Consider the following 19,730-nt stretch of genomic DNA (forward strand, 5'->3'; position numbering starts at 1 on the left):
GTTTTTAAAGTTGATTAATAAATGACTTGCCTGTCTTTCAGGCTAGTTTTGTTTTTTTGCCACAGATTAAATGATTTTAGATGATTTTTTTATCTGCGTTAATCTGTGAAATCTGTGGCGTATTTTTCTTCTTCTTAGAATATCTGTGAGTAATTTTCAATTAATTGGCAAAAGTTTTAATAATAAGTGTTAATTCGATATACTAAAAAGTGTGCCAATAATTTTTCGGGATTACTTTATCGAAGGATTTTTTTTGTCGTAATTTTGAAGTCTAAAATTTATACTTTTTTGAGAGTTTCCATTCATAAACATATTCCAAATCCAGAGCAGTTTAAGCAGCAACTTCTAACCTGGTCACAGCAATTTCGCGAAGTCGTTTTTTTGGATAGTAATTCCTATCCGCAAGAATATTCAAGCTTCAATTATATGCTGGCCGTGGATGCTTTTACGTCTTTAAAAACAGATTTTCATAACGCGTTTGAAGACTTAAAACAATATCAGCAAACTACTAAAGACTGGCTTTTTGGATATTTAACATACGATTTAAAAAATGATGTTGAAGATTTAAAATCATCAAATTTTGATGGATTAAATTTTCCGGATTTGTTTTTCTTTCAGCCAAAAAAAATATTTATACTGAAAGAAAATCAACTTGAAATCCAGTATTTATTGCTTTGTGATGATGAGGTTGAAGATGATTTTGATGAGATAGTCCAAAGTAATGACGAACCATTTGTTACACTGAGCGGAGTCGAAGTGGAACAGCGAATTTCGAAAGAATTTTATATAGAAAAAGTAACAAAAATGCTGGATCATATTCACGCAGGTGATATGTATGAAGCCAATTTTTGCATGGAATTTTATGCTGAAAATGCGGATATAAATCCGTTAGAAAAATTTCAGAAACTAAATGAAATTTCAAAAGCGCCATTTTCTGTTTTCTTCAAAAATTATAAACAATATTTGCTTTCAGCTTCGCCGGAACGTTATTTAAAAAAAACAGGAGAAACTTTAATTTCTCAACCAATAAAAGGAACTTCAAAACGTTTTTCAGATCCTGCAGAAGACGAAAAATCGAAACAATTTTTAGAATCAGATGCTAAAGAACGCGCTGAAAATATCATGATTACAGATTTGGTTCGGAATGATTTATCGCACACCGCACAAAAAGGTTCTGTAGAAGTCGTAGAACTCTGCAAGATTTATTCTTTTTTGCAGGTTCATCAAATGATTTCGACTATAACTTCAAAATTAGATCCTCAATATTTACCAATTGATGTTTTAAAAACCACTTTTCCAATGGGAAGTATGACGGGCGCGCCCAAGATTTCGGTTATGAAAATCATCGAAAATCTCGAAGAAACCAAACGTGGTTTATATAGCGGAGCAGTAGGTTATTTCACGCCTGACGGCGATTTTGATTTTAATGTAGTAATCAGAAGTATTTTGTACAATCAGGAAAATAAATATGTTTCGTTTTCTGTTGGCAGCGCCATTACATCGCAATCAATTCCAGAAAAAGAATATGAAGAATGTTTGTTGAAAGCGAAAGCTATGCATGAAGTTTTGCAGTAATTTTTAAAAAATGTTAGCTGTGAATTGCACGAATTATTTTTTTGCCACAGATTACTGGATTAAAATGATTTAGTTTTACGCAGATTCTGCAGATCAAAGCAGATTGAATAGATTTTTTTAAATCTGCGTGAAAAACAATTAGCACAATTCGTGACGAAAAAATATAGCCACAGATTACTGGATTAAAATGATTTAGTTTCACGCAGATTCTGCAGATTAAAGCAGATTTGAATAGATTTTTATTAAAATTAATTTGCGTGAATCGGCTTAAATCTTTTTAAATCTGCGTGAAAAAATTAGCGTGAATTAGTGCAATTCGTGGCGAAAAATAACAGTAATAAATAAAATTTAATTTCTACTTTTATAAAATGCTTTCAAAATTTCAAAATCATCTCGCATCAAGATTTCCATTTTTGGAATATAAAAAACTGTTTCTTGCCGTAAGCGGAGGTTTAGATAGTATGGTTTTGCTGCATTTATTGAAACAACTACCTTATGAAATTGCTGTTTTGCATTGTAATTTTCAGCTTCGCGGATTAGAAAGTTTTGGTGATCAGGATTTCATTCAAAACTATTGCGATCAAAATAATATTCCCGTTTTTACAACGCAATTTGATACCGAAGCTTTTGCAAAAGATTATAAACTTTCTACACAGGTTGCGGCTCGCGAATTGCGTTATAGCTGGTTTTATGAACTTTTAGAAACCAAAAACTTCGATTATATTGTAACGGCACATCATGCCGATGATAATCTGGAAACTTTCATTATCAATTTAACACGCGGAACGGGATTAGATGGTTTAACCGGAATTCCGGAACAAAATGATAAAATTATACGTCCGCTTTTGCCTTTTTCGAGAGAAGAAATTTTGAAATACGCAGAAGAAAATAATATCGAATGGCGTGAAGACAGCAGTAATGCATCGAATAAATATCTGAGAAATAAAATCCGTCATGATCTGGTTCCGATTTTAAAAGAAATAAATCCGAACTTCCTGAATGCTTTTCAGAAAACACAATCGTATTTGCAGGAATCAAAAGAAATGATTGAAGATGCTTCGATTATGATTTATCAGCAAGTGGCGAAAGAAGTTGGCAATGATATTCATTTTGATTTAAATCAGCTAATAAAACTTCCTAATTATAAATCGTATTTGTACCAATGGCTGAATGAATTTGGCTTTTTGGCTTGGAATGATGTTTATGATTTAGTTGACGGACAATCTGGCAAACAGGTTTTTGCTGCGGAATTTCGATTGCTAAAAAATAGAAATACGTTGATTTTAAGTCCGATTTTAGAAGAAGATGAAAAGGATGAATATCTGATTACTGAAAATGAAGAAGACGTTAATTTTCCCTTAAAATTGAAGCTTTGTCGGGTAGATGACATTACAATAGATTCAAATAAGTCTATCTTTGTTGACGCTAAAAAAATCCAGTTTCCTTTGGTTTTACGTAAATGGAATGAGGGAGATGTTTTTCATCCTTTTGGCATGAACGGCAAATCAAAAAAGGTGAGCAAACTTTTTAAAGATGAGAAATTGTCGCTAATTGAAAAAGAAAAAACGTGGATTTTATGTTCCAATAATCAGATTGTATGGGTTGTTGGAATTAGACAGGACGAACGTTTTAAAATAGAAGATACCACAAATAATATACTTAAAATAGAATTACAATAATGAACTTTACTCAATCCCATCAGGCTGAAATATCAAAAAGTGTTTGGACTAAAACCATTGTTTTTTTGTTATTTTTCATATTTGCTTTTGCAAAAGGCAACTCTCAAATTTTAGAACCGGTAAAATGGACGTCTAAAATTGAAAAGAAAGGCAATAATGCGGTTTTAATTTTTGATGGAACGATTGAAAAAGACTGGCATATGTATTCGCAATTTACGCCGGATGGAGGTCCGCTTGCGTTAGAAATTGCCTTTAAAAATCAAAAGGGAAACTACGAATTAGTTGGTAAAGCCAAAGAAGGGAAAACCAGAACAGCTTTTAATGATGTTTTTGGAGTAAATGAAACTTTCTTTGAAGGAAAAGCGCATATCGAACAGGAAATCAAGATTATAAATCCGAATTTAAAAACGGTTGATGTTGATTTTGACTTTCAGGTTTGTAAAGAAGTTTGCATTAATTCGAATAAAAAATTCTCAATCAGCGTTCCATCGACTTTTAAAATGGATGCTGTTCCAACTATTTCAGAGACAAAATTAGATGAAACTAAAGTTCCGGCTTTAGTTGTAGATACTTTATCAACTTCAGTTGCAAAAGCTAAAACAGAATCTGCAAAAACAGAAGTTAGCGGAGCTTCAAAAGAAGATGAAATTCCTGCGCCTGCACCAACAAGAAGTTTATGGTCTATCTTTTTTATTGCTTTCATTTCAGGATTTGCAGCGTTGTTAACACCTTGCGTTTTTCCAATGATTCCAATGACGGTAAGTTTCTTTACCAAACAAAGTAAAAGCAGGGCAAAAGGAATTAGAAACGCTATTATTTACGGCTTTTCGATTATTGCTATTTATGTAATATTAGGTTTAATTGTAACTAAAGTTTTTGGTGCCGATGCCTTAAATGCATTGTCTACAGATGTTTGGTTTAACTTGATATTCTTTATTTTATTGATTGTTTTTGCGGTTTCATTTTTGGGAGCTTTCGAAATTATGCTGCCAAATTCATGGGCAAATAAAGCAGATCAACAAGCAGACAGAGGCGGAATTGTTGGAATATTATTTATGGCTTTGGCTTTGGCAATTGTATCATTTTCTTGTACGGGACCAATTGTTGGAACTTTATTAGTTGAAGCTGCTTCAAACGGGGGAATTGCTCCAATTGTTGGAATGTTAGGTTTTTCATCAGCATTGGCTTTGCCATTTATGTTGTTTGCAATGTTTCCGGGTTGGTTAAATTCATTGCCAAAATCCGGCGGCTGGTTGAATACTGTAAAAGTAGTTTTAGGGTTTTTAGAACTGGCATTAGCATTCAAATTTTTATCAAATGCTGATTTAGTTCTTCAATTGCATTTATTAGAAAGAGAAGTTTTCTTAGCGATCTGGATTGCCATTTTTGGAACTTTAGCATTTTATCTTTTCGGAAAAATCACATTGCCACACGATAGTCCAACGCATCATATTTCAGTTGGAAGATTATCATTAGGATTAATCGTTTTGACTTTTACAATTTATATGATTCCGGGACTTTGGGGAGCGCCTTTAAAATTAATAAGTGCTTTTCCGCCGCCACAAACATATAGTGAAAGTCCGTTAGGAATAGGAGGAAAAGAGGGAGGAAATGGTATTGCATCTGAAAAAGGATTGCCTGAAGGTGCAGAATTAGGACCGCATGGAATTATGGTTTTTCATGATTATGAAGATGGATTAGCTTTTGCAAAATCAATCAACAAACCAATTATGCTTGATTTTACGGGTTATGCCTGCGTGAATTGCAGAAAAATGGAAAACAATGTTTGGTCTGACGAAAGAATTTTACCAATCTTAAAAAATGATGTTGTTTTGATTTCTCTTTATGTAGACGATAAACGCGAATTGCCAAAAGAGGAACAATTTGTAACAGCTGCAGGAGATAAAATCATAACGGTTGGTGATAAATGGACAGATTTTATGATCTCAAAATACAAAACAAATACGCAGCCTTTATATATAATTACTGACTTAGAAGGAAAGAATTTAAACGATTCAAAACCTACAATTAGCTATGTAAGTGCAGATGAATATTTGGCTTGGTTAAAACACGGGATTTCTAATTTTAAGTAAGAAGTAAGAAGTAAGAAGTAAGAAGTAAGATGTAAGATGTAGAAAGTACAATTCATAATCTAAAGTCTACAATCTAAAGTCTACAATCTAAAGTCTACAATCTAAAGTCTACAATCTAAAGTCTACAATCTAAAGTCTACAATCTAAAATCTACAATCTAAAATCTACAATCTAAAATCTACAATCTAAAATCTTCACTCTAAAATAAATTCAAAAAGCACTCTAAGTAAACTCAGAGTGCTTTTTTTTTGTGTTAGTTGTTTTGGAAATTGATTTTATAAGTATTCTCCGTGTTGAGAGATATCTAATCCTAATTCTTCTTTTTCTTCAGTAACTCTTAGAGGTGTAATTTTATTTACAACAAAGAATAAAATATAAGAACCTACAAAAGCAAAGATTGAAACCAGTACTAATGCTTTTAATTGTGTTAAGAATAAAGTAGCATCACCAAAGATTAAACCTTGATTGTCACCAACAACTGCGTTTACGCTTTTAGAAGCAAATACACCTGTTAATAACATACCTACCATACCTCCAACACCGTGACAAGCAAAAACGTCAAGAGCATCGTCGATTTTTCCTTTAGGGAATTTACTAACCACAAGATTACTTATTACAGCGGCAATAATACCAATTGCTAAAGCGTGTGGAATGCTCACAAAACCTGCAGCAGGCGTGATAGCTACCAAACCAACGACAGCACCAATACAAGCTCCCATAGCAGATAATTTGTGACCTAAAATTTTATCAAGAAAAACCCAAGCCATAGCAGCAGAAGCAGCAGCAATAGTTGTAGTTCCTAAAGCCTGAGCAGCAAGACTTCCGGCTCCAACAGCAGAACCTGCATTAAATCCAAACCATCCAAACCATAGTAAACCTGTACCTAATAATACATACGTAATTCTGGCAGGATTAACTTTTTGAACTTTACGTTTTCCTAAGAATATTGCTCCCGCCAAAGCAGCCCAACCAGCACTCATGTGTACTACAGTACCACCAGCAAAGTCAAGAACTCCCCATTTGAAGAACATTCCGTCAGGATGCCACGTCATGTGACATAATGGAGCATATATAAATATAATGAATAAAACCATGAATAATAAATAAGCCCAGAAACGTACACGTTCAGCAAAAGCTCCTGTTATTAATGCCGGAGTAATAATTGCAAATTTTGCCTGAAATAATGCAAATAATATCATTGGAATTGTTGGCGCTAATTCCCAGGCGGTGTTTGCGCTTACTCCCTGAAAAAATATATTTGATGAAGGATCTCCAATGAAACCACCTATAGTTGGTCCAAAACACAACCCGAATCCAATTACTACCCAAAGTACTGTAACAATTACCATTGCCATAAAACTTTGAAGCATAGTACTGATTACATTTTTCTTACCTACCATTCCTCCATAGAAGAATCCTAATCCCGGAGTCATTAATAATACAAACGCAGTTGCAACAACCATCCATGCGGTATCACCCGTATCAAGTTTTAGTTCTACAACGTGAGCGCCTAATGTTTTTGATTCAGTAACAAATGAGAGGGAAAAAATAGATAGTAACAAAATCGTGATAAGAATCACACTTAAAATAATTTTTCGCATAGTTATTTAGTTTTAAATTTTTGATAAAAATATAAAATCATTCAACACCCCTATAAAAAATAGAGTCTAATGTTTAATTTTTGTTAATTTTTCATTTTAACCCCCTTCGTTTTGAATGTATTTGTTAAAATGGACTTAAAATTTACAATTTGGCAACATTTTTTTTGCCTAAGTTGAGAATATGTACACTTTTCCTATTTTTTTATTAATTGTTTGCGATTGAAATGCTTTGATTATTGCCGAAAATCGTCATATTTTTTCTGTTGATGATGTATATTTGATCTTTTTAACAATTTTTATAATTAAAGCTTAACAATGGAAATCCAGAAAATAAAATGGGGAATTATTGGTTTAGGAAACATTGCAAATCAGTTTGCTGCTGATTTACAATTGCTGGAAGACGCTGAATTAGTTGCCGTTGCTTCCCGAAATAGTGATAATGCAAATGAGTTTGCACGAAAATACAATTGCGCAAAAGCCTACAATTCTTACGATGCACTTTTTGCAGATGCGAATGTCGATATTATATACATTGCTACACCGCATAACTCACATGCCGAATTATCTGTTAAAGCCTTAGAAAACGGAAAACATGTTTTATGCGAAAAACCAATTGCATTATCTTATAATGATGCAGTTCGAATGATTGAAGCTTCTAAAAAACATAATAAATTTTTTATGGAAGCTTTTTGGACACGTTTTATTCCGTCAGTTCAGGATGCTTTATCGAAAGTTAAAAAGGAAGAAATTGGCGCAGTAAATTACATAAAAGCAGATTTTGCTTTTATTGGAAATGAAACAGAAGGAAGCAGATTGTTTAATAAAAATAATGGCGGCGGAGCCTTATTTGATATTGGCGTATATCCATTATTTCTGTCCTATATAATGCTCGGGATTCCAAAAGAAATAATAGCAAAATCTATTCTTCATAAAAATGATATTGATTTGCAAACTTCAATGATTTTACAATACGATGATGCACAGGCAGTTTTACATGCTTCAATAGTTTCAGAATCTGATATGAAAGCAACAATAAGCGGAACAAAAGGGCGTATTGAACTTAGTGCACCATGGTTTATGGCAAATGGATATTCTATATTTAAGGATGAAAAAGAAACAAGTTTTAGTTTGCCAAATTTAGGAAAGGGATATTCTTATGAAGCGATAGAATGTCATAACTGTATTAGAAACAATCAAATAGAAAGTAAACTTTGGTCGCATCAAAATAGCTTGGATTTGAGTAAAATGGTTGAAGAAATCAAAAATCAAATTGGATTAGAATTTTAGCATTTATATTTTGTAGTAAAAAAGCTATAATTTAAATATTTTTAAGTAGATTTAGAAATATTTAATAAAAAATATTATGCTTATTAAAGTTTACGGAAGTGCTGTTTTTGGAGTAGAAGCAACCACAATTACGATTGAGGTGCATATGGACAAAGGGATTGGTTATCATTTAGTTGGCTTGCCTGATAATGCCATAAAAGAAAGCAGTTTTCGTATTGCTGCCGCTCTAAAAAATAACGGATTAACCTTACCGGGAAAAAAAATAACGATTAATATGGCGCCCGCCGACTTGCGAAAGGAAGGTTCTGCATACGATTTACCACTCGCAATGGGAATTTTAGTAGGTTCAGATCAGATAAAAGCGCCGGCAATTGAAGAATATATTATTATGGGAGAACTTTCGTTAGACGGAAGTTTACAATCTATAACAGGAGCTTTGCCAATTGCAATAAAAGCAAAAGAAGAAGGTTATAAAGGTTTTTTTCTGCCAAAGCAAAATGTAAAAGAAGCCGCAATTGTTACCGGTTTAGATGTTTACGGAGTTGAAAATTTGCAGCAGGTAATTGATTTTTTTGCTGGCAAAGGAACTATCGAACCCACAACAATTGATACGAGAACAGAATTTTATAAAACACTCGATTTTCCTGAATTTGATTTTTCTGATGTTCGCGGACAGGAAAGTATAAAACGCTGTATGGAAATTGCAGCTTCAGGAGGACATAATATTATTTTGATTGGTCCGCCTGGAGCCGGAAAAACAATGTTAGCCAAAAGATTACCCAGTATTTTACCGCCAATGACATTGCGAGAAGCATTAGAAACAACTAAAATTCATAGCGTTGCCGGAAAATTAAAAGAAGTTGGTTTAATGAATCAAAGACCATTTCGAAGTCCGCATCACACGATTTCGAATGTGGCTTTGGTAGGAGGAGGGAGTTATCCGCAGCCGGGTGAAATATCGATGGCACACAATGGCGTTTTATTTTTGGATGAATTGCCGGAGTTTAAACGCGATGTTCTCGAAGTAATGCGCCAGCCGCTGGAAGATCGTGAAGTGACTATTTCGCGAGCCAAGTTTACCGTAACATATCCGTCATCGTTTATGTTGGTGGCGAGTATGAACCCAAGTCCGAGTGGTTTTTTTAATGATCCGAGTATGCCAAATACATCTTCGCCACACGAAATGCAGCGTTATATGAGTAAAATTTCAGGACCATTATTAGACCGAATCGATATTCATATTGAAGTAACGCCTGTTCCTTTCGAAAAATTATCAGACGACAGAAAAGCAGAAAGCAGCGTTGAAATTAGAAAACGTGTAACTGCAGCAAGAGAACTTCAATCGCTTCGTTTTGAAGAATTACCAAACATTCATTACAATGCACAAATGAATACCAAACAAATCAGGGAATTTTGTGCTCTCGACGAACAATCAAAACAATTATTAAAAACAGCTATGGAAAGACTTAATCTTTCTGCAAGGGCTTACGACAGAATCCTGAAAGTTGCCAGAACAATTGCCGATTTGGATGCTGCAGAGCAAATTATTCCTTCTCATATTGCAGAGGCAATTCAATATCGAAGTTTAGATCGTGATGGCTGGCTTGGATAATTTACTCAAATTTCAAACTTGCGTTTTTAGACATTAAATACGAAGTTAATTTCTTGATTTTACCGTTTTCCATTTCAAAAACATCACAAAAAACAGCGTCCAGAAGACCTCCGTTTTTCATGCTGCCCTGAACTGAACCTTCGGCAATAACAATATTATTTTCTTCAATCAGTTTTACGATATGAATAATGGGGCTTCCAACAAAATTTTCATTTTCAATTTCCTTATCAAACGCTTTTTTGCCAACGTGCTGATAAATTCCGGGCATTTCCCAAATAATATCATCAGTCAGGCAAGCCAAGATTCTTTCATGATCGCTTACTCTAAAAGCAGCCATATATTCGTTTACGGTTTGTTTATTTTGTGTCATGATCAAGATAGTTTAAAGTTGATTATTAATATCTAAAAACAAATTTAAAAATAATAATGTTTTAATTAGTAAGCTTAATATTGTTTTGAATATCAATTTGGTCCAAAAAATATTCGTCGTGCGAAACCACAATCAAAGTTCCCTGATATTCATTAATCGCCTGAGTTAAAATTTCAATATTCTGAATATCCAGATTATTTGTTGGTTCATCAAGAATAATAATATCCGGAGATTGATTGCTAATGGTTAAGCAGCAAAGCATTAAACGCATTTTTTCTCCGCCGCTTAAAGAACTGCATAATTTATCTAAATCATTTTGAGAAAACAAAAACCGATTCAATCTCATTCGTATATCATGTTCCTGTAAAGCCGAAGTATTATATTTTTCTGCCTGTTCATATACAGAAAGTTGATTTTCTATTAATGAATAATCCTGATCTATGTAAACTATTGTCGATTCTGCTTTATAAACAGTTCCTGTTTGCGGAGATAATTTTCCGATAATAATTTTAATCAAAGTTGTTTTACCGGAACCATTTTTTCCTTTCAAAGCAATACGATCGCCGCTTAAAATCTGAAAATTCAAATTTTCTTTCCAAAGCAATTCATTATTGTAGCTAAAATTAATATCTGTTGCTGTAAAAAGTATTTTGCCTTTGTGTAATCGGGCATTATCAAAACCAAATTTCATTTTATCAATCTCTGGTAAACCAGCACGTAATTCGTGTAAATTTTCTGTAATTCCGCCAATTTTTTCAGCGTGAATACTTTTTGTTTTCGAGGTACTATTTTCGGCATTATTACGCAAAGTATTCATCATTATTCTCGAAACTCCCGCTTTTTCCTGTTTCTTTTTTCCGCGCGAATCCAGTTTTTGCTGACGTTCGAGAGTTTCGCGTTCTTTTTCTTTGGCTTTTCGTAAAGCTTTCTCTTTACTATTAATATCCTGATATAAAGCGTTGTTTTCTATCTGTTTTTGTTCAGCATAAAAATCATAATTACCGCCATAAATCGTAATGCCATGTTTGGATAATTCATAAACCACATTTAAAAGATTCAATAATTTCCTGTCGTGGCTTACGATTAGCAAAGTGCCCGAAGTGTTTTGAATAAAATTATACAATAAATTTCTCGCTGCAAGATCTAAATGATTACTGGGTTCATCGAGCAAAATAAGTTCAGGCTGATGAATAGAAATTCCCGCAAGGAAAATCTTTGTTTTTTGCCCGCCGCTTAACGTTTCCAGTTTTTGAGATAAATCTAAATCCTGCAATTGCCAATATTGTAAAGCTTCATTACAGCGATCCTCAATAGTCCAGTCGTCGTTCAGGATTTCCAGATTTTTTTCGGTAACATCACCGTCAAGAATTTCTTTAAGCGCGTTGAATTTATCATCAATTTGCAAAGCTTCGGCAATAGTCAAATGATTAAATTGCCCAAAAATCTGAGGCACATAATATGGTTTTGCATCTGCTTTAAGCAAACCTTGAGAAGGTTGTAATTTGCCCGAAATAATTTTTAATAAAGTTGATTTTCCAACGCCGTTGTTACCAATCAAAGCGATTTTTTCCTGTTTATTGGCAGTAAAAGTAATTTTGTCGAACAGCAAATCTCTATTCGTATGTAAATATGAAATGTTTTGTAAAATAAGCATAATTTCTTTCTTTAGGGAATAAACAAATAAGCAAACCGTTAGCAGATTGCTTTTATAATTGTCTGAAAGAAATTTTATTTCACATAGAATTAAGTAGTTGATTTATGATTGCAAAGATATATAAAATATTTTTTATACTATTTTGAGTTTGCTTATTCTTTATTTTCTTTTGGATACAAAGCTCTAAAAGCATTAGAAACAGCCTGATGTAATATCGTTCCATGATTTTCCAGAGGCAGATATTCAAAATGCACATTTATATTTTTATTTTCAACAGATTTGATTTTTTCCGCTAACAAATTCGCATCAACTTCCATAACTCGGGGTATTTCAGTTGGTGTAATTCCTTCTTTGCCAACTGCAATATAAATATCGATGGGCTGCTTGAAAAGAGTAAGCAAGGGCAATTGATCTTCATTAAGTAAACAACCATTATCCCACCACAAACTTGGGCTTATGATGATATATTTATTAAAAAGCGAAGGTTTTGTAAATAAGATTTCAGTTTCTAATAATCCGCCTAATGATTGTCCAATTATGGTTTTTGAATTATTGGTCTTGTATTTTTTTTCGATAATAGGCTGTAATTCCTTTTCAATAAAAGAAATAAATTTAGCAGAATGACCAGATGTAGGATAGGCTTTTTTATCTTTTAAAATAGTAGTTGGAAAAGTAAAATCCCTTCTTCGATCAACAGTTGCAATACCTACCACAATTGATTTTGGAACATGATTAACCCATTCAAAACTGTTAAATTGTACCAGACCGGCGATATGAATAAAGTCTTCATCTGCCGAACCATCCAATAAATAAATTACGGGATATCTTGTAGCTTCTGCAGGATTATAACCTTCAGGAAAATAAATGTTTATAATTCTTTTTTCGCCTAATTCTTTAGAATCAATTTCCTCAATTACCCCTAAAACAAAAGGTTTAGTCGTAACTGTTGATTTGCTTGTTTGCCCAAAAATCGCTGGTGAGATAATAAAAAAAAGAAGAATTAGGATTTTATTCATGTTGTTTTTATTTGAATAGATATTGAAATTTCGAAATTTCATTTAGGATTAAACAGGAGTAAAAAAGGACAATAAATAAATTTAATTACTTTATAATATTCCACAAACTCATTTTTCGTCTCGTTACAAAACCCAGTTTTTCATACAGTTTTATAGCGCCAATATTAGTTTCGACAACATGCAAAAACGGAATTTTTCCCTGATCAAAAATGGCGTTTACAACATGTGCAATCAATTGTTTGGCATACCCTTTTCCGGTATGATCAGGATGTGTAATGATTGCGCTAACTTCTGTAAAATCATTCATTTTCATGCGTTCTCCCGTAATAGCAACTAATTGATTATCCTTAAATATTCCGAAATAATCTCCAAGTAAAGGCGTTTTGTTTTTAAAATATCCGGGCTGAACCAAATTGACTAAATCACATAATATTTCATTGTGAATTTCTGTCAGTTTTACGATTTCGACGTCTATTGAAAGTTCGATTTTATCGTAAATAATCATTTGAAGACAAACTAATTCTTTCGCAATTTTTACAGCATCAGAGATTTCAGGTTTTTCACCAACAATAAAGAAATTATCGGACAAAACTGAATATTGATCTATCGCATTAGAACTATTTTCAGAATAGATAAAACCTCCAAAAGGGCAATAATCAGGATTGTAGAATTTGGTATTTCCATAATCAAGAGCAAATGCTGCATGGTTTTCTAATAAAGAATACCAAACAGGGTTATCCAGCTTATTTTCCTCTGAAGTTTTCATTATTGCTATTTTATGACTGTACTATTTTTGCCTTCAAAATTTCTTCTAAATCTTGTATACTTTTTTTACTTTCTACTTTAAAACCAAGAGAAACCATTACAATTCCAACTACGAGCATAAGAAATGGAATAAAAATAAAAAAACCAGCATCTGACTCTAAATCATTATCAAATATTATTTTATATAATGCAGCTATACAAGCAAGAGAAACACCGCCTAACCAAACTATCATAAAAGCTTGTACGAAAGCCTCCAGATTCATTCTCACGTTTATTTTACAACCATTTATATCATTTTTAATATCCCCTTTTATTATTGGTGAAAATGAATTTCGGTAACTTATAGCTCTTTGAATCTCAAATCTATTATCTCGAACTTTACCAATGTAAGGCTTAGAATAAGTGTGTCTTCTAGCTCCAAAACCAAAAGCTTTTTGGGCTTCAATTTCATTTTCAAGATGTGCTGTTAGTTCTTCCTTGGTTAATGTAGAACGATAGACTAATTTTTCAAAAGGGAGAAAATTTTTAAGCATTTGGTTTATTAATTAGTTTTGGTTTTTATCTGAATTACGGATTAATTATGCTGTTTATCCCCTAAATTTATTCCTTACGATAATATCTTTAAGCCTTGCTTTTAGATCTTCTCCTGTATCAAAAACCATTTGCTCATTGTTAGGAAACGGTACAGGACGTTTATTAAAATAGGACATATAACTATCATCGCAAGCATTTCTGTCGCCTTTGTAAGTCGAATAAATATTCTCAAAAATAAATTCGCTTGTAAGGGGGAAAGTCTGCGCTAACTGATTTGTTTTCAAATCGACAAAATCAACTTTTGCTGTTACCTGACAGGATTTAAATTGTCTGAATTCGTAAACATTTGCACGAAGCAATCTGTAATTATCCACTTTTATTTCCTTGCCTAAACTATCCCTCACGGGACGGCCTCTGCTGTCTAAAAGCGTTTTTACACCATCTTTCACCTGTCTTTCCTTGATAAATTCCTTCTCTTTAATTTGCTCAGGCGAAATATTGATCTGAACAAAATTTACAATTAAACTGTAATCGTAAGTCACGTTTTTTTGTCTCACGCTATGATAAACCGTCCATTTATCATTTAATCCGTATGTTTTAATGTCCAATAAATCCTCCTGAAGCTGTTTCGGAATCACCATATTGGTTTCGTTTTTAGCATAAATATCGACAAAATCAGTTCCTTTAAACTGCGCATCTTCCATCATTTTTTTTACATTCTTATATCCCGGATTAATACTTTCCAGATAAAATAAGTTGTCATACGCCTGTCTAAAATCCATTTTATTTTTTGATTTTAAAAGAGCCGAAGCATTGTCATATAAATATTTTGAAAGCACATTTCGGCTATTCACAATCTGATCCGAGTAATTATCAAAAGGAAAAGAAGCATTTTTTCCCAGCTTCAATAAAGGCAAGGGCAACAAAGGTCTTATTTTTTCCTGACGGTTATTCAATTGCAAATAGGTATTATAAATCCGTTCTGCATTAGCCGGATTACCTTCTTTTGTCATCATTTCAAGATCACGCAAATCCCTGTCTTTTGCCTTTGCAAATGCCTCTTCAAGCAAATACACATAATCTTGCTTTCCTTTTGAGTCTTTTTTGGTTTTTAAAGCTTCAACCGCGCGATCAATAGCGGCATCGTAATTTCCATCGCTCAACAATGATTGCGTCGTTTTTACACCACATGAAGAAAGGGCAAAAAACAAAATTGAAAAGAGTAAAATAATTTTTTTCATACTAAAAACCAATTGATTTTAAAGGTGTAAATATATTGGTTTTTAGACGAATTCAGATAATGTAATTTTTAAATTTAAGAAGCAGAAATTTTATTTCGGCCAATATAAAACATTAAATTTATGACCATCGGGATCAGAAAAACCAAAGAAATATCCTTTTTCAAAACTTTGCGGTTCAGCAAAAATTCGTCCTCCGGCATTTTTAACAGCGAGCAGCCATTGATGCACTTCATCAGTACTTTCTGCCGAAAGAGAAAATATAATTTCATTTCCTTCTTTTAAGTCGGCAACTTCATCATTAACCGCCCATTTAAAACGTTCTTTTACAAAAAAATGAATGATAAAATCATTTTCTCCAAACATAAAACTGGTAAGTTCCGTATTTGTCCCGTTTGGTTTAAAACCTAATTCGCTATAGAATTTAGTGGTTCGCTGCAGATCTTCGACGCCTAAATTGGCCCATATTTTTTTAGTTTTCATAAGATTTATTTTAAGAAGTACATAAATTTATGAAATTTTAAATTAAAACTGGAACGGAAACGCACTACTGTGTGTTTAACATTTGATATATTATTGCTGTTTTCTAATTTTTACCTGATAAATAATCTCCCAAAACAGAATAGACAAAATAGCATTTGTAAATATGGCTGTTTTAACCAAATAAGGATCATACTTTACAAATAGATGTGTGTTTGCAAGTTGCAAAGCCAAGAATAGCGCTAAAGACGCAATTAAAACAGAACAGATTATATTTAATAAAACCGTCCATTTTAATGCGAAAAAAGCATAAATAAGATTTAGAACAGCAAAACCGCAGCCTAAAGTGATGTAAGGATCTGTTTTTAATGTTTCGCCCAACAACAGTAAAGATGAAGTTGAAGAAAGATATAAAAAGAATAAAATGGAGTAAAGCAGGATTCGTATTTGTGGTTTCATTTTGTGTATTTAATTGAATTATGTCTTTTTACTTATTGCAAAATCGTATTAATTTTGGCTTCCGATTTTTCTTTGATGACGCTGTCAGGACGAAAACTCCAGATGATCAGAAATTTTCCTGTTGCAAGATATTCTTCCGGATGTTCGTCTGTTGGTTCTTTGGCTTTTCCCCACAATAATCCTTGCAGGAAACTATCGCCTTTAAATCTGTTTTCAAATTCAAAATACATGATCGAACCGCTATCTGTTTTACTTTTAAAACTCTGAATTTCTTTGCTTTTTACAACTCCAACAAAGTTGGCGTACGTGGCAATATCCGTATAAAAATTACAAGCCTGAGGAGAAACACAAATATGACCATCACTTAAAGTGTAGCTCTTAGGAATTTCTTTGCTTTTTAATTTTAAATCAGCAATCGTCTGACTGAATATAGTTGTAGTAAATAACAGGAATAATACCGACAGGGGAATCGTAATTTTCATGGTTTTTTAGTTTTTGGGTAGACAACATTTTACCAGACGAAAATACGAATTAAAATAATAATCTATGATGTTGATTTGTAATTAGTGTAGGGATTTAAAATTAGTAAACCCGACAGATTTAAAAACCTGTCGGGTTTACTATGCGTATAGTTTGTCATTTCGAGGAACGAGAAATCACACAAGAAACTCGACAAAGAGCGGACAATTTTTATAAAAGACGTTCTTTTGAGAATATTATTTCTCTTTTAGTAACTTTTCTAAATATTCATTTTTTTCTTTTTCAACCTGAACCAAACGTTCGTAAAGTTCAACAACTTTATCAAGAGGATTGAATGTACAATTATTAGCTGAACATAGATTACCAGCATTAATTACGCTATCTTTTGTATCGTAATAGGTATTGAAATAATTAAAAACAGATTCTTCCGAAAAGTTTTCAATAGCTTCTACCGTAACTCCAAGAACTTTTGCAATTTCTACAAGTTTTTTACTATCAACTTCCTGGCTTGTTTCAATGCTGGAAATAGTTTGTTGGCTTACTCCAATTGATTCCGCAAGTGCTTCTTGTTTCATACCTCGAAGCTCTCTGATTCGGCTAATATTTCTGCCAATGTGTTTAGGTTTTGTTGCTGTGCTCATACTTCAAAGATATTTAAAATTCTTTTACAAAATAGTGGTTGGTAAAAAACATGTTTTTTTGGTGAGGTACTGGTTTGTGTGTTTTTTGGTGTAGAGCAAATATATGATTTTTCTGATGAAATTATTTTGGTGTTTTAGTTTCGTAAAGTTTTGTCATTTCGACCAAAGGGAGAAATCACACAAGAAATTCCTCATGCAAAATCGCCAATCTTTGTCGAGTTACGTGTGTGATTTCTCCCTTTGGTCGAAATGACAAGATTGGGTTACAAGATCATGAGAAAAATCCGTTTTAATCCGTGTTTTCGCGAAGCGAATCCGCGTCATCCGCGTTCTATTATTGGAGATTTACTTTGTCGAGTTAAGTGTGTGATTTCACTTGCTGGCGCGAGCGTCTCGCTCGTGCCTGTGAAGTTTTTGTATTGTTGGTATCTTAAGATTGTGTTCACGAGCGGGACGCTCGCGCTAGCGGGAGATATCATTATAAAAATTACAAGCCTGCGGAGAAATACAAATATGACCGTCGCTTAAAGTATAGCTTTTAGGAATTTCTTTTGGTTTTAGTTTTAAATCAGCAATGGTCTGACTGAATATAGTTGTAGTAAATAACAGAAATAATACCGACAGGGGAATCGTAATTTCAATGGTTTTTGGTTTTGGTTTACCAAGCTAAAATAATATTTTTATTTGAGTTAATGGAAGTTTGTTTTTGGTGGAGTAAAAAAATCCCATTTACCTTTAGAAATGGGATAATACAAAATTGATTTGCTTTACGAACGCGGATTGTAAATCTACTCTATAGTGTTATATTGGAGTTTTTTTATTTATTTTTTTTATTCTTCTTGCGGCTGAGGCTGTGTTCCTTACCAATGTTATACCAGTTTCTGCCAATTCTTGAATGTCATTTTCAATTTGTTTGATTGATTGTGAGCCATCTACCATAGAATGCATTAATGTATTTCTTAAATTTTTCCATGTATCTAATTTATTGATCAAATCATCTCTATCAAGTTCATTTTTTAGTACTGAGCTAGTTGAACATCTCTCAACAAGTTTTCCTAGTTTTGGCCCCATCATTCTAATTTCTTTATTTTTAGCATCTAAGTTTCCCCCACTATTTTTTAAAAGTGAAACTAATCTGTCTTCAAGCAAAACATATTGTATCCATGCGGCTTCAAAATAAAATCCTTTAAAATATGTTTCTTCTAGTTGTGAAATGTATTTAGCGTAAATTAATTCTTTTGTTTTCATTATGATTATTTATATAAAATATGTTGTTTTGTCAGAGGATTTGGATTGTAAAAAAATGGTGTTGTTTTGTGTTGTGCGAAATCTCCCGACTTCGTATCCATTTCAATATTTTTTTGATTTGTGTTGTCTCTTATTATTGTCGCTGCGAAGTCGAGAGACTTCGCAGAGCGAAAAAAAAATCGTTACCAATATCTTTTTATTTTAAAATAAAAGTTGATGCAAATTGTATATTAATGACTTTTACTATCAAATATATTAAAACTGATGTTGTTGTACTTAACATCACCCAATAGATAATGTAATATTTTTTTCTATTGTAATTTACCCTAGTTTTAGCTATACGCCATATTAGCATGGCTACTAAAATTAGATACATAATAGCCAATCCTAAGTAAAGTTTAATATCAATTGCTTTATCTAATTTAATTTTTTGAAATTCTTCTATTCCCAAAACTTTACCATTTAAGGTGAAATTTGGATCTTCTTTGCCTATATAAATAATTTGAAAATTGAAACCAGCGTTTGGATCAAAATAATTCCAACGTATTTTTAATGCATTTTTATTTAAAATGCTAAGGTTGAATTTTGAGATTGAAGGGTCTTTTTGTTTTGTTATTTTGTAATCTAGTATTCTTTTTGCTTTTGGAAGCAATATTGATAAATTTTTACGCAAATCAGATTTAGATATTGGTAGATCTCCTGTATTTATGATAGAACCTGTAAGTAAGTATACATTATCGGTTATTATGATGGAATCTCTTTCTATTAATTTGATACTAGATGAAGAATTCTTGCTATCAAAGATAAGGGCAGTAGGTTCGCTAATTGAATATGAAATTTCTTTATCTCTAATTCCATTATAATAAAATATAATTGATAAAATTAGGGATACGATTGTGAAAAACATAGTAACTAAATTAAATGGCCTTTTTACTTCTTCAAAAAATGTCATGTTTTGGAATTTTTATTTATAAAAAATGTAGTAAAAGTAGATTATT

18 protein-coding genes are annotated in these 19,730 nt (G+C 32.6%); 5 read left to right on the plus strand and 13 right to left on the minus strand.

The features are described 5' to 3' along the window. The first annotated feature begins 288 nt into the window (after positions 1–288). From OLM54_RS00645 to OLM54_RS00655, 3 genes are all read left to right on the plus strand, one after another. Complete coding sequence (locus OLM54_RS00645) at positions 289–1,575, plus strand: anthranilate synthase component I family protein (RefSeq protein WP_264536693.1); 1,287 nt, start codon at positions 289–291, stop codon at positions 1,573–1,575. 368 nt (positions 1,576–1,943) lie between these two features. After that, complete coding sequence (gene tilS, locus OLM54_RS00650; protein ID WP_264536694.1) at positions 1,944–3,254, plus strand: tRNA lysidine(34) synthetase TilS; 1,311 nt, start codon at positions 1,944–1,946, stop codon at positions 3,252–3,254. Next, a complete protein-coding gene (locus OLM54_RS00655) occupies positions 3,254–5,347 on the plus strand; it encodes a protein-disulfide reductase DsbD family protein (protein WP_264536695.1) in 2,094 nt (697 codons plus the stop codon). Before tilS ends, OLM54_RS00655 begins: the two co-directional genes overlap by 1 nt. 275 nt (positions 5,348–5,622) lie before the next feature. Here OLM54_RS00655 and OLM54_RS00660 read toward each other — a convergent pair whose 3' ends face one another. Then, complete coding sequence (locus OLM54_RS00660; protein WP_264536696.1) at positions 5,623–6,948, minus strand: ammonium transporter; 1,326 nt, start codon at positions 6,946–6,948, stop codon at positions 5,623–5,625. Positions 6,949–7,263: 315 nt separating this feature from the next. Between OLM54_RS00660 and OLM54_RS00665 the strand changes: the two genes are divergently transcribed. Both OLM54_RS00665 and OLM54_RS00670 read left to right on the plus strand, forming a co-directional pair. Continuing rightward, positions 7,264–8,235, plus strand: a complete 972-nt coding sequence (locus OLM54_RS00665; protein WP_264536697.1) for a Gfo/Idh/MocA family protein — start codon at positions 7,264–7,266, stop codon at positions 8,233–8,235. Between the two features lie 76 nt (positions 8,236–8,311). Then, on the plus strand, positions 8,312–9,847 hold the full coding sequence (locus OLM54_RS00670) for a YifB family Mg chelatase-like AAA ATPase (protein WP_264536698.1): 1,536 nt from the start codon (positions 8,312–8,314) through the stop codon (positions 9,845–9,847). A gap of 1 nt (position 9,848) precedes the next feature. Here OLM54_RS00670 and OLM54_RS00675 read toward each other — a convergent pair whose 3' ends face one another. From OLM54_RS00675 to OLM54_RS00730, 12 genes are all read right to left on the minus strand, one after another. Continuing rightward, complete coding sequence (locus OLM54_RS00675) at positions 9,849–10,217, minus strand: nuclear transport factor 2 family protein (RefSeq protein ID WP_264536699.1); 369 nt, start codon at positions 10,215–10,217, stop codon at positions 9,849–9,851. Positions 10,218–10,278: 61 nt separating this feature from the next. Next, complete coding sequence (gene abc-f / locus OLM54_RS00680) at positions 10,279–11,871, minus strand: ribosomal protection-like ABC-F family protein (RefSeq protein WP_264536700.1); 1,593 nt, start codon at positions 11,869–11,871, stop codon at positions 10,279–10,281. Between the two features lie 152 nt (positions 11,872–12,023). Further along, on the minus strand, positions 12,024–12,887 hold the full coding sequence (locus OLM54_RS00685) for an alpha/beta hydrolase (RefSeq protein WP_264536701.1): 864 nt from the start codon (positions 12,885–12,887) through the stop codon (positions 12,024–12,026). 85 nt (positions 12,888–12,972) lie between these two features. Further along, positions 12,973–13,653, minus strand: a complete 681-nt coding sequence (locus OLM54_RS00690) for a GNAT family N-acetyltransferase (RefSeq protein WP_264536702.1) — start codon at positions 13,651–13,653, stop codon at positions 12,973–12,975. A gap of 10 nt (positions 13,654–13,663) precedes the next feature. Next, on the minus strand, positions 13,664–14,185 hold the full coding sequence (locus OLM54_RS00695) for a tetraspanin family protein (protein WP_264536703.1): 522 nt from the start codon (positions 14,183–14,185) through the stop codon (positions 13,664–13,666). A gap of 54 nt (positions 14,186–14,239) precedes the next feature. Continuing rightward, a complete protein-coding gene (locus OLM54_RS00700; protein ID WP_264536704.1) occupies positions 14,240–15,427 on the minus strand; it encodes a hypothetical protein in 1,188 nt (395 codons plus the stop codon). Positions 15,428–15,517: 90 nt separating this feature from the next. Further along, positions 15,518–15,907 (minus strand): VOC family protein, encoded by a 390-nt coding sequence (locus OLM54_RS00705; RefSeq protein WP_264536705.1) that lies wholly within the window; start codon positions 15,905–15,907, stop codon positions 15,518–15,520. A gap of 90 nt (positions 15,908–15,997) precedes the next feature. Further along, on the minus strand, positions 15,998–16,363 hold the full coding sequence (locus OLM54_RS00710; protein ID WP_264536706.1) for a hypothetical protein: 366 nt from the start codon (positions 16,361–16,363) through the stop codon (positions 15,998–16,000). Positions 16,364–16,395: 32 nt separating this feature from the next. Beyond that, on the minus strand, positions 16,396–16,845 hold the full coding sequence (locus OLM54_RS00715; protein ID WP_264536707.1) for a hypothetical protein: 450 nt from the start codon (positions 16,843–16,845) through the stop codon (positions 16,396–16,398). Between the two features lie 234 nt (positions 16,846–17,079). Next, positions 17,080–17,484, minus strand: a complete 405-nt coding sequence (locus tag OLM54_RS00720; RefSeq protein ID WP_264536708.1) for a helix-turn-helix domain-containing protein — start codon at positions 17,482–17,484, stop codon at positions 17,080–17,082. A gap of 801 nt (positions 17,485–18,285) precedes the next feature. Further along, positions 18,286–18,732: a hypothetical protein gene (locus OLM54_RS00725; RefSeq protein WP_264536709.1), complete on the minus strand. Its 447-nt coding sequence runs from the start codon at positions 18,730–18,732 to the stop codon at positions 18,286–18,288. A gap of 196 nt (positions 18,733–18,928) precedes the next feature. Further along, positions 18,929–19,684, minus strand: coding sequence for a hypothetical protein (locus tag OLM54_RS00730; protein WP_264536710.1), 756 nt, complete (start codon positions 19,682–19,684; stop codon positions 18,929–18,931). Positions 19,685–19,730 lie beyond the last annotated feature (46 nt).

It is taken from the genome of Flavobacterium sp. N1736 (assembly GCF_025947065.1).
GTDB lineage: Bacteria > Bacteroidota > Bacteroidia > Flavobacteriales > Flavobacteriaceae > Flavobacterium.

What these genes read in the sequence shown, in the direction of transcription:
- OLM54_RS00715 (WP_264536707.1), bottom strand. Translation starts at nt 16,845, where the DNA reads ATGAAAATTACGATTCCCCTGTCGGTATTATTCCTGTTATTTACTACA.
- OLM54_RS00690 (WP_264536702.1), bottom strand. Translation starts at nt 13,653, where the DNA reads ATGAAAACTTCAGAGGAAAATAAGCTGGATAACCCTGTTTGGTATTCT.
- OLM54_RS00670 (WP_264536698.1), top strand. Translation starts at nt 8,312, where the DNA reads ATGCTTATTAAAGTTTACGGAAGTGCTGTTTTTGGAGTAGAAGCAACC.
- OLM54_RS00700 (WP_264536704.1), bottom strand. Translation starts at nt 15,427, where the DNA reads ATGAAAAAAATTATTTTACTCTTTTCAATTTTGTTTTTTGCCCTTTCT.
- OLM54_RS00660 (WP_264536696.1), bottom strand. Translation starts at nt 6,948, where the DNA reads ATGCGAAAAATTATTTTAAGTGTGATTCTTATCACGATTTTGTTACTA.
- OLM54_RS00705 (WP_264536705.1), bottom strand. Translation starts at nt 15,907, where the DNA reads ATGAAAACTAAAAAAATATGGGCCAATTTAGGCGTCGAAGATCTGCAG.
- OLM54_RS00725 (WP_264536709.1), bottom strand. Translation starts at nt 18,732, where the DNA reads ATGAAAACAAAAGAATTAATTTACGCTAAATACATTTCACAACTAGAA.
- OLM54_RS00675 (WP_264536699.1), bottom strand. Translation starts at nt 10,217, where the DNA reads ATGACACAAAATAAACAAACCGTAAACGAATATATGGCTGCTTTTAGA.
- OLM54_RS00695 (WP_264536703.1), bottom strand. Translation starts at nt 14,185, where the DNA reads ATGCTTAAAAATTTTCTCCCTTTTGAAAAATTAGTCTATCGTTCTACA.
- abc-f (WP_264536700.1), bottom strand. Translation starts at nt 11,871, where the DNA reads ATGCTTATTTTACAAAACATTTCATATTTACATACGAATAGAGATTTG.
- OLM54_RS00730 (WP_264536710.1), bottom strand. Translation starts at nt 19,684, where the DNA reads ATGACATTTTTTGAAGAAGTAAAAAGGCCATTTAATTTAGTTACTATG.
- OLM54_RS00655 (WP_264536695.1), top strand. Translation starts at nt 3,254, where the DNA reads ATGAACTTTACTCAATCCCATCAGGCTGAAATATCAAAAAGTGTTTGG.
- OLM54_RS00665 (WP_264536697.1), top strand. Translation starts at nt 7,264, where the DNA reads ATGGAAATCCAGAAAATAAAATGGGGAATTATTGGTTTAGGAAACATT.
- OLM54_RS00710 (WP_264536706.1), bottom strand. Translation starts at nt 16,363, where the DNA reads ATGAAACCACAAATACGAATCCTGCTTTACTCCATTTTATTCTTTTTA.
- OLM54_RS00720 (WP_264536708.1), bottom strand. Translation starts at nt 17,484, where the DNA reads ATGAGCACAGCAACAAAACCTAAACACATTGGCAGAAATATTAGCCGA.
- tilS (WP_264536694.1), top strand. Translation starts at nt 1,944, where the DNA reads ATGCTTTCAAAATTTCAAAATCATCTCGCATCAAGATTTCCATTTTTG.
- OLM54_RS00685 (WP_264536701.1), bottom strand. Translation starts at nt 12,887, where the DNA reads ATGAATAAAATCCTAATTCTTCTTTTTTTTATTATCTCACCAGCGATT.